Origin of the sequence: Trinickia symbiotica, from assembly GCF_003028655.1 — a bacterium.
Classification (GTDB): Bacteria; Pseudomonadota; Gammaproteobacteria; order Burkholderiales; family Burkholderiaceae; genus Trinickia; species Trinickia symbiotica_A.
Genome location: NZ_PYUC01000020.1, coordinates 1 through 13199 on the forward strand (window position 1 = coordinate 1; position 13199 = coordinate 13199).

At 58.1% G+C, this 13199-nt stretch carries 14 protein-coding genes; 9 read left to right on the forward strand and 5 right to left on the reverse strand.

What is annotated here, in order from left to right:
* The coding region (locus C9I57_RS33715) for an IS3 family transposase (protein WP_146166288.1) at positions 1 to 73 on the forward strand (73 nt) is incomplete at its 5' end.
* Positions 74 to 239: 166 nt separating this feature from the next.
* Entirely contained in the window at positions 240 to 854 is a 615-nt protein-coding gene (locus C9I57_RS28505) for a hypothetical protein (RefSeq protein ID WP_107153906.1), read from the forward strand.
* Between the two features lie 4 nt (positions 855 to 858).
* On the opposite strand, the gene C9I57_RS28510 is transcribed toward C9I57_RS28505, so the two are convergent.
* On the reverse strand, positions 859 to 1653 hold the full coding sequence (locus tag C9I57_RS28510; RefSeq protein WP_146166285.1) for a hypothetical protein: 795 nt from the start codon (positions 1651 to 1653) through the stop codon (positions 859 to 861).
* Positions 1654 to 2110: 457 nt separating this feature from the next.
* On the opposite strand from C9I57_RS28510, the gene C9I57_RS32915 reads away from it, so the two are divergent.
* The 7 genes from C9I57_RS32915 (at position 2111) to C9I57_RS28540 (ending at position 10450) form a co-directional block, all read left to right on the forward strand.
* A complete protein-coding gene (locus tag C9I57_RS32915) occupies positions 2111 to 2251 on the forward strand; it encodes a hypothetical protein (protein WP_181321985.1) in 141 nt (46 codons plus the stop codon).
* Positions 2252 to 2383: 132 nt separating this feature from the next.
* Positions 2384 to 3001 carry a hypothetical protein gene (locus C9I57_RS28515; RefSeq protein ID WP_107153908.1) on the forward strand — a complete coding sequence of 206 codons (618 nt, stop codon included), beginning with the start codon at positions 2384 to 2386 and terminating at the stop codon, positions 2999 to 3001.
* A gap of 240 nt (positions 3002 to 3241) precedes the next feature.
* A complete protein-coding gene (locus C9I57_RS28520) occupies positions 3242 to 4708 on the forward strand; it encodes an RNA-directed DNA polymerase (RefSeq protein ID WP_258187874.1) in 1467 nt (488 codons plus the stop codon).
* A 223-nt stretch (positions 4709 to 4931) separates the two neighbouring features.
* Positions 4932 to 5573, forward strand: a complete 642-nt coding sequence (locus tag C9I57_RS28525; RefSeq protein WP_107153910.1) for an SLATT domain-containing protein — start codon at positions 4932 to 4934, stop codon at positions 5571 to 5573.
* Between the two features lie 467 nt (positions 5574 to 6040).
* Complete coding sequence (locus tag C9I57_RS28530; protein ID WP_146166286.1) at positions 6041 to 7744, forward strand: OmpA family protein; 1704 nt, start codon at positions 6041 to 6043, stop codon at positions 7742 to 7744.
* A gap of 6 nt (positions 7745 to 7750) precedes the next feature.
* Complete coding sequence (locus C9I57_RS28535) at positions 7751 to 9508, forward strand: hypothetical protein (RefSeq protein WP_107153912.1); 1758 nt, start codon at positions 7751 to 7753, stop codon at positions 9506 to 9508.
* 78 nt (positions 9509 to 9586) lie between these two features.
* Positions 9587 to 10450 (forward strand): hypothetical protein, encoded by an 864-nt coding sequence (locus C9I57_RS28540; protein WP_258187875.1) that lies wholly within the window; start codon positions 9587 to 9589, stop codon positions 10448 to 10450.
* A gap of 90 nt (positions 10451 to 10540) precedes the next feature.
* Here the strand turns inward: C9I57_RS28540 and C9I57_RS28545 are convergent, their stop codons facing one another.
* The 4 genes from C9I57_RS28545 to C9I57_RS28560 all read right to left on the reverse strand — a co-directional run bounded on the left by C9I57_RS28545 (position 10541) and on the right by C9I57_RS28560 (position 12889).
* Positions 10541 to 10819, reverse strand: a complete 279-nt coding sequence (locus tag C9I57_RS28545; protein ID WP_107153975.1) for a hypothetical protein — start codon at positions 10817 to 10819, stop codon at positions 10541 to 10543.
* A 37-nt stretch (positions 10820 to 10856) separates the two neighbouring features.
* Positions 10857 to 11597 carry a class I SAM-dependent methyltransferase gene (locus C9I57_RS28550; RefSeq protein ID WP_107153914.1) on the reverse strand — a complete coding sequence of 247 codons (741 nt, stop codon included), beginning with the start codon at positions 11595 to 11597 and terminating at the stop codon, positions 10857 to 10859.
* Between the two features lie 167 nt (positions 11598 to 11764).
* Positions 11765 to 12331: a hypothetical protein gene (locus C9I57_RS28555; RefSeq protein WP_107153915.1), complete on the reverse strand. Its 567-nt coding sequence runs from the start codon at positions 12329 to 12331 to the stop codon at positions 11765 to 11767.
* 12 nt (positions 12332 to 12343) lie between these two features.
* Positions 12344 to 12889, reverse strand: a complete 546-nt coding sequence (locus C9I57_RS28560) for a hypothetical protein (RefSeq protein WP_107153916.1) — start codon at positions 12887 to 12889, stop codon at positions 12344 to 12346.
* Positions 12890 to 13199 lie beyond the last annotated feature (310 nt).

The window sequence follows — 13199 nt, forward strand, 5'->3', positions numbered from 1 at the left end:
CTACAATCATGAGCGGATCAAACTCAAACTCAAGGGGCTGAGCCCCGTCGAGTACCGACTTCGATTCGCGTGAGATTCGTTCACCCACCGTCCAACTTCAGGGGTTCAGTTCAGATCTGGTGGGAATCAGATTGCCGACTCCGCGAGCCTATGAACAGACGGTGGTGAGGCAACGCTTACGGTTTGGAGAAGTCGTCGTTCGTTACAATACTAGACGCCAGGTCTTCAAGGGAGATTGAATGAGTGACGGTGGAAGTACGCCTGCCGATTGGAAAAAACTCTACGATTGGTATCGCCAAAACACTGAAGCGCTGCAAGAGCAGGTTGAGGCTATCACCGATGATTTGCCGAAGGTAAGGGACGAATGCGCGGCTTTGCGAGAGAGTACGGAGTCAATGACCCAAACAGCCTTGCTAATTCAATCCCACGTCCGCCGGGCCGAGGATGCTTGGGGCAAAGCGGAAGAGGTTGCAAATTCAGTTGGTCTAACTGCCGCTTCTTCCGCAACATCTGCGGTGGCCGCCGCGGCAAATGACATGGTGTCGTCTCTCGGACACGCGACGGAGCATGCTTGGGAAGTGACCGCAGCGCTGAAGCGAACCATTTCTTTCAGTCGAGCGATCTCCATCGCATATTTTCTACTAGTGTTCATTGTCTGCCTCGCTTGCTCTTACTTGGCCTACAGAAAGGGAGTCAACGATGAAGCGGCACGTCATACAGAGCCGACGGCTGAACGTAGCGCTACGTTGATGTACTACGGCGCTGCACTCGAGAAGATGTTTCAGCAAGGTTCCGCGAAGGACCGGCAGAGACTCGAGCAGCTGTACAACCGCGTGACAAGGTCGCCGCCGTAAGACATCAGAGACGCATGCCACCGTGCCGCCCCATGGGGCGGTCTCGTTCTATTTCGGGGCCGTGCTTTTCCATGGCCCGTGCTCGCATTTCCCTGCCCACAGTAAGCAGGAAGAGTTGTTCCAGGCCGCGGAACCGTACCGAATGAAGCTCCGGGAGACGAAAGTCTTCGCTTGGGACGTAGACATAGACAGAGCCTTCGATCGATTTAAGTGCGTCAGCCGAGCACGAGCCGGCAAGCATGAAAAGCAAGGCCAAATACTTCTCAAATCTGGCAGCGCTTGAACCGAGCAGCTTGCTTTCGAGAAACATTTCGATGAAATGATCTGCATCCACACGGTTCTCCGGCGCCTGGATGGGGACACCCAGTAGCGGGCAGACAGCGCCGGGATAACTTGCTAATGCGATTGATTCGACATCCGCCATACCGATCCCCGCAAGTGACTGCGTGATCGTCGTTCCCCAGCCTATAAAGTGTGCGGATCGGGCCCAGCGCAGGGGATTTTTCTGTTGAGAAATTGTTTTGCAAAGTGCAAGGCGCAGTTCCTTTCGCGCTTCGGACCGGAATGCGGCTTCGCTAGCCTTGAATTCAATTAGACAGTAGCGGCCACGTCGTGCAACGATATAGTCGGCCAACGCCTTGTCCTGGCCGCCGAGCGCGGTCGCACAAAGCGCATCACGGGCCTGCTGCTGCCCCGCATAAAGCGTGCGGAAATGCCGGTCGAGCTTTGTAGAAAATCGCGTCACTACGTCGGATTCCAGAGCACGGGGGGTGTTTACACCACGCAAACGCGTCGCCAATTATCCTCCACGCTAAGCCATCAGTTTCGGTTGGTGCATCATAGCCGAACCGAGCTCCCGTGTCCGATGTCGACTACGGCCGCCGCTGCGGCAAGAGTAATTGATTTAAGAGGAACTGGTCGAGGCACTGAGCGGCAGAGTTCGATGACACATTGAAGTGCGGTCATCTGCAGAGACCCTGTGACCGATCCTCCTCTGCGCCGAGAGTGCCGGCGATTACGAAACTCTGCTGCCCTGGCGGCTGGCCGCGTCCACTGACTAACGCAAGGCCGATTGCCCCGCGCAAGCCACGTCGCCTATTGAGCGCTCCTGACGCTCGACCGTGCACGCTCCTGCGGAAGTTGCGCAATCTTGTCGCCAACCCTTCAAAGCAGCACAGAGCCTTGAAATTTGCCAGCGACGTTCGTAGGATTATTTTGCCCGGATATTGAGGGTTCAACCAAGACGCGAGGTGACCATGGCAACTGGAAAGAAGGCGGCATCTGACGCGGGCAAGCAATTGCGGGATCCGAAGTCGACCAAGAGGGAGAAGGAGGTCGCCGCGTCGGATCTCGCTCAGCGCAAGGGCGCGACGCCGAGCAAGCCGAAGAAGAAATAGATATGTGGGCGCGGCGGGCCGCCTCTTCGGAGCCGGTGCGCCTCGCACTGCGACTGCTAATAGAATCGGTGATCAATAGTAAATCGAGCAGCAATCGACATTCACTCACCTAGTGCCGAAGCGAGCGCGCCGATGACCACACTGCTTGAATATACAATCATCGAAATTCCTAAACTGACATCTTCAGTGGTTCTGCTGGCCCTCGCTTGGTTCGTTGGGCAGCGTCTAACCGTCGCTTGGAATTTGCGGCAGAAGCAAAAGGAGAATGATCTAGCTACTGCGCGCGACTTTCATGCACTATACGGCGAATTTTTCGCAATATGGAAACTCTGGAACTACTACGTTCGAGATGTCGGTGCGAAGTCGCTTGAGGGAGCTTCGCGCTGGGCGCTTCTCGTTCGCGCGTGTGAGGCAGAAGCGAAGCTAGAAACCACTTTCGTACGGTTGGCGTGCGAACAACGTTTGAAGCCCGACGACATCGCAGTGCTCGGACACTTTCGTCAGGTATACCAGCAATTGCGGCAAGCGATCCGCGACAACCGCCCCCTCGCGTGGGATAGCGCAACGCACGCTGACTATCTGTTGTTTAAGACGTTGGCTCCTCAGGTCGCATCGCTAATAGTCGGCGAGAGCGGCCTCGCGGGCGACCGAGATGTCGCCGCAAGCGTTCTAGTCGAAATCACTTCTAACAAATGGGAGAATTGGGCCGGGCCCAGCGCTCACAAGACAGCGGCAATCACTGAACGATGAGGTTGCTTTGGTGTCCACCCTTCAGCGGCCGTGAAGCTGTCTGCAGGAAGGTCCCCCGCAGGTCTTTAAACGCGAATTCGTTAAGCCGTCTGACTCTCGCGGTGATAGTCATGCTGGCCGTCAAATGGTGTGCAGCTACGAAGCGGTACAATTCGGGATACCCAGGACCGTCCCTGCGGAGCAAGTTAAAGAATATTCGACCGCGCGTGCAACCCTGGGCGGCACATTGTGGCTGAAGGCATGGAGCAAGACGTGGGGAAGACACCGAGTTCTATTGAGGGAGCGTCGCCTGTTGCACCAATGGCAGTACCAGTTAACGAAGAAGTGCTTTTCAATGGCCTTTTTGGTCCAGACGCACTCCGGGAGACTTTCAACGACGAGTTTGCGAGCACAACCGGGAAAGGCGTTGATCGCCTCAACGGGTTCCAGTTCAGAACGAGTGCGGCGCACGATCTCACCGTTGCGTCGGCGAAGATCCTGAGCGGGCAGTTTCGGTTCTCGCCGTTTCTCGAAGTGCTTAGGACGAAGACCCGGGACAAGCCGCCCCGCCTCATTGGCATACCTACAGTACGCGATCGCGTAGTACTGCATCAGCTAAACAAGTACCTTGCTGCCCTGTACCCCGAGAGAGTGCCAAAGAACGTCGCGGGTACGTATGTTCGGGCGATTGCGAAAGATCTAAAAGAGCAATCTCCAACCGACACATGGATTTGCAGCACTGATATCAGGACGTTTTACGACTCGATCAAGCAGGATAGGCTGCTGAAGGTACTCTCCAAAAGAGTGAAGTGCATTTGCGCAGTCAAGCTGGTTACGCACGCCATATCGACTCCGACAGTTCCCAGGAACACTCACCGCTCTCGTCACAAGGACTTCAGGCCTAGGAACGGGGTACCACAGGGACTGGCGATATCAAACATCCTGGCGTCCATCTACATGCAAGATGTGGACGAAGCCATGGCGAAGCTTGACGTCACCTATTACAGATATGTCGATGACGTGCTGATGTATGGCGCAGAGGCCGCAGTGAAGTCAGGTTTTCGCTCGTTGCGCTCGCGCCTTATACCGAGAGGCTTGTCGCTGCATCCCGTGGGGTCCGGCAAGACCCTCATCGAGCCCCTGTCGGCACCTTTCGGATATCTTGGGTACACCTTTCATTGGCCAATGATATCGGTGAGAGACTCGACGATCGAGCGGTTCTTGCAGTCAATCGTGGCGAAGTTCAGTGACTACACGCACAACAAGATTCGCAGGTTGGCCAAGTTCAAGTACCTTGACGAAGATCGACTCAAGGATATCTTCCTTCACGAGCTAAACGAACGCATAACCGGAGCCATATCTCAGAAGAAGCGCTACGGCTGGATCGCCTACTTCAATCAGATCAGCGATCTGTCGTTATTGCATCGACTGGACGTCGCGATTGAAGGGATGTTCAAGAGGATGCCGGACTTCGGGCATAAAGCTCCTCCAGAACTAAGAAAGCTGCGGCGCGCATACTACGAGATGAAGTTCAATCCGCAGGGCGGGTATGTGCGGAACTACGACAAAATCACGAATCGAATCGAAATGCTCGCGTTGCTGACTGAGCGGGGGCGCGTGGACCCGGAAGAGGCGCTGACCGATGCAGAAATCAAGGATCGGTACGAGAAGTATCTGCATCACATTCTTGCGGCCATGCATGCGGACGAGGGTGTCGTTTACGGGTGAGTCGGGTAATATTCGTCGGCGGGCGATGCCTATCGCGAAAGCGATACCTCGCGAGACCTCGATCTTGCGGGCGGAAGTGCCCCCTACTCCGCGAAAGCGTGGGTCGCCGCTGCTGGCGGCGAAACCTTCTTGAGGGAGACGTAATACGCCTCTGCTCGGGAAGTGGATATGACTGATCCATGAGGCATCGTCCGCACCCCCTTAGTCGAATTGAAATCAATCCATGAAGACATTTCTGATGGATCTGCGGACAATCGCTTGGCGAACGGCTGGCGCGCGGTACAACGCAGCGCGCCGCTTGAAGCAGCGCGAGTGGTTCTCAACTTTGAGCCTTGCTGCACTTTCGGCCCTGAGCATTGCTGTGGCATTCGCACAGAAGACCTATTCTCCGACGCCAGGTACAGCACTAGATAACTACCTGTCTTCACTCGCTGTCACATTCGGAATTTTTCTGTTAGCAATCAGCCTCTTGGAGTCCGGGTCAGGTTATGGTGCGAAAGCTGAGGCTCTGCATCACAATGCGGAACTCTTGACTGCCTTCCAGCTGAAACTTGCGCAGATTCTTGCGCAGATCGATACCGGAAAATCCGTCACGGATGGGGAGGTGGACGATTTAAGGCTCGAGTACGAGGCAATTAAGGACATGTGCTCGTGCAATCACATGCCTGGAGACGATGCACTGTTTAGGGCAAGCAAGAGATTCGCGAAAGAGTTTGCGGACGGCAACGGGAAGCCGTTGATGGGATGGCACGTGGCTCTGCTGACACGTGCACGCTGGCATGCCTCTGCGTTTTGGTTCTTCGGAATAGTTTGGATTTTGGTGCTAGGATCGCTCGGGTACTCCTGGTGGATTCCGAAGTCCTGATCCGATGACCGGAAGTATGGTTAGCACCCTCATTGGCATCAGCGATGGCGGCGGTGACGGCCAGCGAAGATAGTTCGATCACACATTGAAGCGTGCCTGTCCTATGTCCCTCAGTGGGGGCATTATCGAAAGGATGGAAAGCCTTTGCCTTGCCACATAAGCCTAAGCGGGACTGTTCGATCCTCCTCCGCCCAACCGGATTCGAATTAATGCCGTCTGGCGCATCCGCCTTTGCGTTCGCCACGACTGATGGCGAAGACTCGGACGAGCGGGGCCACCGCGATGGAGGCCGGGGAGTCGTCGAGGGGCGAGCCAAACAGCCGTACCACTAAAGCTTTCAGGCGATCTGCCGATATTAAACGATTAGCGTTTCCACACTGATGCAATGGGCCAATGCATCGGTTAGTGACGGACACGAACGCATTCCGAGCCGGAAGGCAAGGTAAAGATGTTTACAAAAACATAACGTGTCATCAGGACAGCAAATGAAGCTAAGAAGAGCAGCCAATGCACCGCGGAAGAAGCTGATTGCGCTCGGGGTCTCGACATCCGTGCTGGCGGGTTGTGCAATCAACCCCCAGAGCGGCCAACCCGAATTCGCTCCCGCGGTGAAGACCACGTTCCAAAGCATCTTTGACAGTCCGGATCCTTGCTCGAGCAATGACCGCAATATCGGCGTGCTGGTCGGCGCCGGCATCGGTGCAATAGCAGGCCATTACCTCGGCAAGAACACGGGTCAAACGCTCGCCGGCGCGGCGGCTGGGGCTTTGGTAGGCGGTCTGATTGGCCATGCCATGGATCAGCGCAGATGCAACCTCTACCGAGTTGCGCAGCAGTACAACATGAAACTGGCAAGTGCGCCGGTCACGGCTAGCGGCCTCGGCATCTCCCCGCAAGCAGGCAGCAGCGCAAACGATACTGTCGGCCTTGATGTCCAAATGGGAAGTCAGGACGACGAATTCCTTCCCGGCACCGCAACCTTGACGCCTCGCTCGCGCGAGTATTTAGCGCACATTGCCGACCAATACAGCCCGGCGGCGTTAGGCCCTCAGGCGACGCCTGCGCAAAAGGCGCAGTTCGCACAACGCCACTTGCTGATCGTTGGACATACGGACGAACGTGACGACGCGTCCGGAGCCGAACTGGCAGCGCTATCCGAGGCTCGTGCTCGAGCAGTCGCCCAGGTATTTGCGGCACGCGGCGTCCCGGCAGCGAACATCGAATACCAGGGGGCGGGCGACGCATTGCCTATCGTTCCCAATGGCACCCAGAACGGCCACAGCGACAATAATCGCGTCGAGGTCGTCGACATGCCGAACCTCGACTACTTGGCACGTTATGCAGCCAATCGCGCAGCGAACCCGGCGAATTTCACGGTGGCGCAGCAGGCCGCAGATCGTCCGCACGTTTCAGCCGGAGCATTGGACGAGCAGATCGGCGAGGCGTCGCACACCGCGCCTGCAGCCGCGCTCGATTCGACCCATGCGGCAACAACAACGCACCCGGCCCGCAAGAAGGCGAAATCGAAGCTGCCCCCAAGCACGGTCGACGCGCGTTCGAGCAGCGCGCCCGTGGCCGCTGCCTCTTCAACTGCTCCCGCAATTTCGACCTTCGGCTTCGACGGAAAGCCAATGAATGACGCGGGTTACCGCGTGGACTTGGGTGCCGCGCGCGAGAATTCGTCATTCTTCAACTTCATCCGCCCTGCCAACGCAGACACGCCGGTCACCATCGGCTCATGCCTGCTCGATCATCCGCATGTCAGTACGTCGATTCGGAACTTGGCGACGAACCAAACGTTGAAAGTTGACGACGCATTGCCGGGCCTCTATGGTCAGCCGTGGTTCGGTGACCAAGGCGCCGCAGGGATCGCGCTGATGCACGTCTATGTGCCGCGCGATGGCGCAGCACCTATTCCCCCTGTTACAGCGGAAATCTTCCGCCGTGACGATCAAGGCTATTCGCATGAGCCCATCGCTCGCTTTGCCGATGCGCCGGTCAACGTTTATCGGGGCAGCAGTGCCACTCTGTATCGAGTCTTCCTGCATGGGGGCGCGCAGTGCATCGATCTCCGCGTACCCGTTAAGTCCGCCAAGGCGGACGGCATCATCGTCTATCCATCGGACGGCAAGGAGTATCAAGCCGCCGGCGCGTTCACTTCGAAGGGATAAGCCATCGTGCACTCCATCATTTCCATTCTCACATCGCTGCCGGTCCTCATCTCCGTCCTGGCGAGCCTCGTGCTGGGAAGCTTCTATTTCTGGCTTCGGGCAGACAATTTTCGTTTCACGTCTTTCGCATATAAGCGTCCTTGGGTTCCCGGTAACGATCACAGCGGTGAATTTCAACGCCTTTCGAAGGAGAGCGGTGACTCAGTCGTTGATGAGAACGGACTGGTCCACGCGGAAGGTACGCTCTGTCAGACCTTCAAGGCGGTGATCGCGGGGTCGAGCAATGCAGAGGTAACGGCCGAACAATTCAATCGCGCCAAGAGCTACCTGAAGATTACCCAGCAAAACGATGTTCATCCACCGTCGATGCTTGCACGCGTGGGCCTGTTCGTCCTGATCTTGGCCGAGTCTGTGGGAACGGGTTATGTGCTCGCACCTTGGCTATCGAATGACATTACGCCCGCCCGCGCAGATATGGCGGCAGCCGTCCTCGCGCTGGCAGTGGCGATCGTTCTTGCCATCATGACCCACGTCGCGGGTGCGGAAGCTGCAAAATTCTTTCACTATCGAAAGAGGGCGGGCTCCGAGGGTCTGGGGTTGCCAATCGACCTTGGCGACGATCAAGATCAAGACGCGTTCTATATCGATCCGAACACGGGAACGGTAAAGCAAAATCCTTTACCGCGCCGGTTCGCAAACCGCGTCGATGATCCGGGCGCTTGGGGGCCAGTCTTACTGGCGATCGTGACCGGCGTTGTCGTAACGATCATGGTCGTGATCTTTGTGCACCGTGTCGCTGGAGTGGAAAGCGAAGCGACAAAGCAGATTGTGTCGATGGAAGCAAACGGTGTCGCGGACTCAGGCAGTGGTTCAAGCCCGTTCGACACGGCCAGTTCCTCGTCGTTGCCGCCGGACGTTGTCGCCGCTCAGCAGCAGACGCGAAGGACGGTTGCGGAAAGTCTCGGTGGTGATTACAAGACGCAAGGAATGACGGCGTCGATCATGTTGGCGCTGATCTACCTTGTCACCCAATTCACGGCCTTCATCGTTGCGTTCAAGAGCACTTTCAGCGGCCAAGGTGAAGCGGCGTATAGCTTCACCCGCAATCAACCTTCTTTCGACACATTTCGCGCCAAGTTTTTGATGCCGAAGATCGCGCGGGCTGAGAGCTTCCTAACGCAGCTGCGCGACGCCCGTAAGAAGAAAAGCCATCGCATTGGCACCGGTAGATTCGAGGACTTCCTGAAGTCCGGCGAAGCCCGCGAGGCGAGCGCTCGCGATAATCTCATTACCCGAGCGGCGGCCGAGATCTCGACGGGGAAGACTGACGACGATCGCGAGTTGCAATGGGAGCTTGCGCTAAAGAACTACAACTTCTCGTCGGAGGAGCAGACGATCCTCGTCCAGAAATGCGAGGAGGCGCACGTAAAGAAAGATCGCATTCGACTACGTGAACGCACGCATGATGCGTCTTTGAATCCGGTCGGCGCTGCATCTGTTATGGCGCCCGTGGCGGCGGCTGGTGCGTCATCTCACACGGTCGCTGCGGGCAACGCATCCTCGCCGGTTGTAGATACCCCTGCTATCGACGAACTCGCAAGAGACTTCCTCAAGTTGCCGGACAAGCAGGCAAAGACCGAATTCCTGGCCAAGCAGCAAGGAACCCTCAGCGAGGCGAATTTCCAGCTGCTTGCGGAGGAGATCAAGCGGCAGAAAGAATTGGCAAAAGCCACTGAAAAATATGGTGACCTGCTCGAAGACTGATCCGGTCGCCCTTCGCACGGCGACGCACCTATCATCGTGGCGATGATAGTGCAGGGTGAAAACATTCGATACGAATCTATGAAACTCATCAGAAGGATGGCGGCGTCTGCTGCGCTCGTCGCCATTCAAGCGCTCACGCTCGCTCATGCAGGCCTCGTCAACGACGTGCCGAGTTGCTATGGCGCTTTTCATCTCACGGCCGTTCCCCAGCCCCCGGATCGGCTCGTCTACATTCTCATCGACCAAACGGTTGAGCTGGACGCGACCCTGCAGCAGTCCGTCATCGACAACATCGACCGCCTGATACAGCCAGGGTCGAAGTTCGTCATTGCCGAGTTTTCGGCCTTCTCGCAGGGGAGATACCTTCAGGTTGTTCATACGGGCGTCGTCGAATCTCCACTTCCCGAAAACGCCTATAGCGATATTCCTATCGCTAAGGCGCCGCAGATTCGGGCGTGCTTCGGTCAGCAACGGACGTACGCCCGGCGAATGGCGGCGACAACTGCGAAGCAGGTACTGGGGACCGCAACTTCGTCTTTCGACCATTCGGAGATCATGGCGGCGCTTCAGACCGTCGGGCAGGCGATGCGTGCTGATTCCGCGCGAAGCAAGGTGCTGTTTGTTGTGACTGACGGGCTGGAGTACTCGAGTGTCGCGTCGTTCTATTCGCATAACACTGTGCGCGATATCAATCCGGCAACCGAGCTCAGTAAGGCGCGGTCCAGCCAGATGCTTGCGGATCTTGCCGGCGCAAAAGTGTATGTGCTGGGAGGCGCCATGATGCCGCCCGCTAAGACCGGGACGCTTGCGGAGCGCAACGGCTATAGGGATGCGAAGACGTTGCGGGACCTCAAGGCGTTCTGGCAAGGCTATTTCCAGGAATCCAATGCATCGCTGATCGAATTCGGGGAGCCGAGTCTCGTTGAGCCGGTATCCTACTGATCGAAGTCGTTTAGGCGGCGAATGCCTTTTCTGGATCTCATGCTTCCGTCCATAGTTGCCGCCGCCCACAGAAGCGGCGATTCGACTTGGCTAGACATTGTCTCCCGGTCGAGAAATCGGCCCTGGTGTGACGCTTATGTACTGCTTCAGTTCAGGCTTCCCCAAGGCGATCAGATTGAGCATTGCAACGCCGAGCCGGCGAGCAAACTCATCGTCAATCCGATAGTTGAACTCGTCAAGCAGGATCGGCATTTCGAGCCTGCCGGCCAGTAACGGTGCTAGCTTTGCTGGGTCGACTGTCTGAGCATTGAATTTTTGTTGATCGTCGTCGTACGTCAATACGACCGAGTAAGGCGCGTGCGTTGCCATCAACATCCTCCGAATTGCTGGTAGTTCATGAATACCGCTAGCACCGCGCGCGCACGCAAATGAAAGCTGGCGCCCGGGACAACTCCCGATAAAGCCATTCGGAGACTGCCTTCATCTCCGGCAGCGGCAGTGGCTCGACGAATCGATCGAGTCGCCACCCACCGTCGACCAACGCGTTCAAGATATCCGAGAGCGGCCGCCGATAAGCCTGCACGTATGGCTTCGGCTCACCGAATCCCGACCAGTAAAACCCAAATCGACTCGTATCGAAGTACGCCCCGTCCCCACGAGTTCGCTCGTCCGTCCAGTCCCGCATCGGATGCGCCATCGAAAACACCAGCGTCGCTCCGGGGCGCGCCACCCTGCGGAATTCACTGAGCGTTGGCCCAAGGTCTTCCACGTAGTCGAGGGCGAGCGAGCACAGTATTTTGTCGAACGTCTGATCGGGCAGCCACGATAGCGGAGCCGTGAGATCACCAGTCACCACTTCGACTGGCAGACCGGCACATCGAACACGAGCGAGCTCCACCATCTGTGGCGTGACATCGAACGCATGCACGGACGCCCCACCACGAGCGAGATGTTCACTGCAGATGCCTGGCCCACATCCGGCGTCGAGTATATGCAAGCCGCTGACGTCCCCTAGAAGCGACATCGTCGCAGGACGCTCGTAAAGGGCGTTATGTGGTTTCGTCGGCGCGATCGCGGCATAGCGCTCCGCAAACTCCGCGTATGCGTTGCCGCCGATGGTTTCATTTGCGGTATCCGAATCGCTCATGTGCTGCGCTTCCGCTGACGAGGGAGAGCGGGCATTGTGCCTTAAGCCGGAGGCGCCAAGCGAGGATGAAGTCATGCCGACCAAGGTTGCGCAAAGCTTCGCTGAAGTGGAGTGGGTTGCCGGTGTGCCCAAGCGCACGTGATACCGGGCGTGACCCACCCGCTGTTTTATGCGCCTGTCCCAGCATCAGTGTCGATATCCGCCTGTTCCGCGATCTCGCTCACCTCGAGCGTGCGGCCGTAGCCAGTTTCGACCAGGTCACCCCACGCCTGGACGCGTGCGCCGGGTGTGAGATACGTCCGCAGTTCTTCGGCGGTGTGATGGGGCATTCGCAGCGACGTGCCGTCATCGAGCAATGCGCCACGCAACTCGCCCTTCGGGCCATAGAGCGACAGGACGACGGTTCCCGCTACTTCCGTCGCATGCGGTTCGGCTTCGGGTCTTCCATGCTCGTCGTCATCGCGAGGGGGGCCATCGTCGACGATGGCCTCGCCGTCTTGGGGAGTAATCGAAACTGCCGCGATGATGTCCGCCGCGCGTGGCTTGATGCCTCGCACGATGACGATGTCGCCGGGCGCTACGCGTTGCGCGATGCGTGCGCCAAGGTGCGGGGGGCAGTAGACCTGCCGTTTCCCCTCGAGGATGAAGCCATCGGGATCGCCGTGCGGGTCGAGCAGGAATTGCGTGACGGCGCCCTTCGTTTCGGGCAGGCATGCGGGGTCAATCCAGTGCATGGTGTTTCTCCTTCAGTTGGGAAAGTTGCTGTAGAGCCGGGTGAGGTTGCCGGGAGTGCCAAAGGCGGTGGCCTGCAGGGCTTCGCCGTACTGGTTGCGGGTGCCGTAGCCGGTGGCGGCGACGGACGCGCCTGGGCGCAGCAAGCTCACGAACTGCTGCGCCGTGCCAGGCGTGAGCTTGATGACGGTGCCGTTGCGCAGCACGACCCCGTCGGGTTCTCCGCGACGGGCGGTTGTCACGCGCATGACCTCTCCCTCGGCGCTGAGGCGCACGAGCCCGGCGCCGCGAAGCGCGGGCGGTGGACGCGGCACGTCGCGTGGCGGAGGCTGGTCGAAGAGCTGCTGGCCGGTGCGCTGGTTGACGATTTGCCGTGCCTTGACGTCGCCGCTGCCGTCCATGAACCCTGCAATTTGAACGGCGTCTCCTGGCCTTACGGCAGCGACCAACTGCGTACCGAGATGCGGCGGGAAATGCACGAGCGACCCGTCACTCAGGATGAAGCCGTCGACATCGCCCTCGGGGTTGATAACAAACCGGCTGACGGTGCCTTGCGCCACAGGGGACTGCTGGATTGCAGGTTGCGCCCATGCGCGCGGAGGCGGCGGCGGAACAGACAGCGGTCCACGACCGGGAGGCCTCAATGGAGCAGCCGCCGGAGGCGACATATCCGGTGCGGCCGGTCCCTGCGACGTCTGCGCAACGCATGCGCTGGTCCAAGGGCTTAGCGCGATCAGCAATATGCGAACTGCAACACGCACGGCGTGCGTTGCAGGCCGCATTGCGCGTTCAGTGTCGAGCGGGGATGTCCGATACATGGTTCACTCCTGTCAGAAGACGGCGAGTGAATTGCAAGGCCGATGCCATGTG

What these genes read in the sequence shown, in the direction of transcription:
- C9I57_RS28505 (WP_107153906.1), top strand. Translation starts at nt 240, where the DNA reads ATGAGTGACGGTGGAAGTACGCCTGCCGATTGGAAAAAACTCTACGAT.
- C9I57_RS32915 (WP_181321985.1), top strand. Translation starts at nt 2,111, where the DNA reads ATGGCAACTGGAAAGAAGGCGGCATCTGACGCGGGCAAGCAATTGCGG.
- C9I57_RS28515 (WP_107153908.1), top strand. Translation starts at nt 2,384, where the DNA reads ATGACCACACTGCTTGAATATACAATCATCGAAATTCCTAAACTGACA.
- C9I57_RS28520 (WP_258187874.1), top strand. Translation starts at nt 3,242, where the DNA reads ATGGAGCAAGACGTGGGGAAGACACCGAGTTCTATTGAGGGAGCGTCG.
- C9I57_RS28525 (WP_107153910.1), top strand. Translation starts at nt 4,932, where the DNA reads ATGAAGACATTTCTGATGGATCTGCGGACAATCGCTTGGCGAACGGCT.
- C9I57_RS28540 (WP_258187875.1), top strand. Translation starts at nt 9,587, where the DNA reads ATGAAACTCATCAGAAGGATGGCGGCGTCTGCTGCGCTCGTCGCCATT.
- C9I57_RS28545 (WP_107153975.1), bottom strand. Translation starts at nt 10,819, where the DNA reads ATGGCAACGCACGCGCCTTACTCGGTCGTATTGACGTACGACGACGAT.
- C9I57_RS28550 (WP_107153914.1), bottom strand. Translation starts at nt 11,597, where the DNA reads ATGAGCGATTCGGATACCGCAAATGAAACCATCGGCGGCAACGCATAC.
- C9I57_RS28555 (WP_107153915.1), bottom strand. Translation starts at nt 12,331, where the DNA reads ATGCACTGGATTGACCCCGCATGCCTGCCCGAAACGAAGGGCGCCGTC.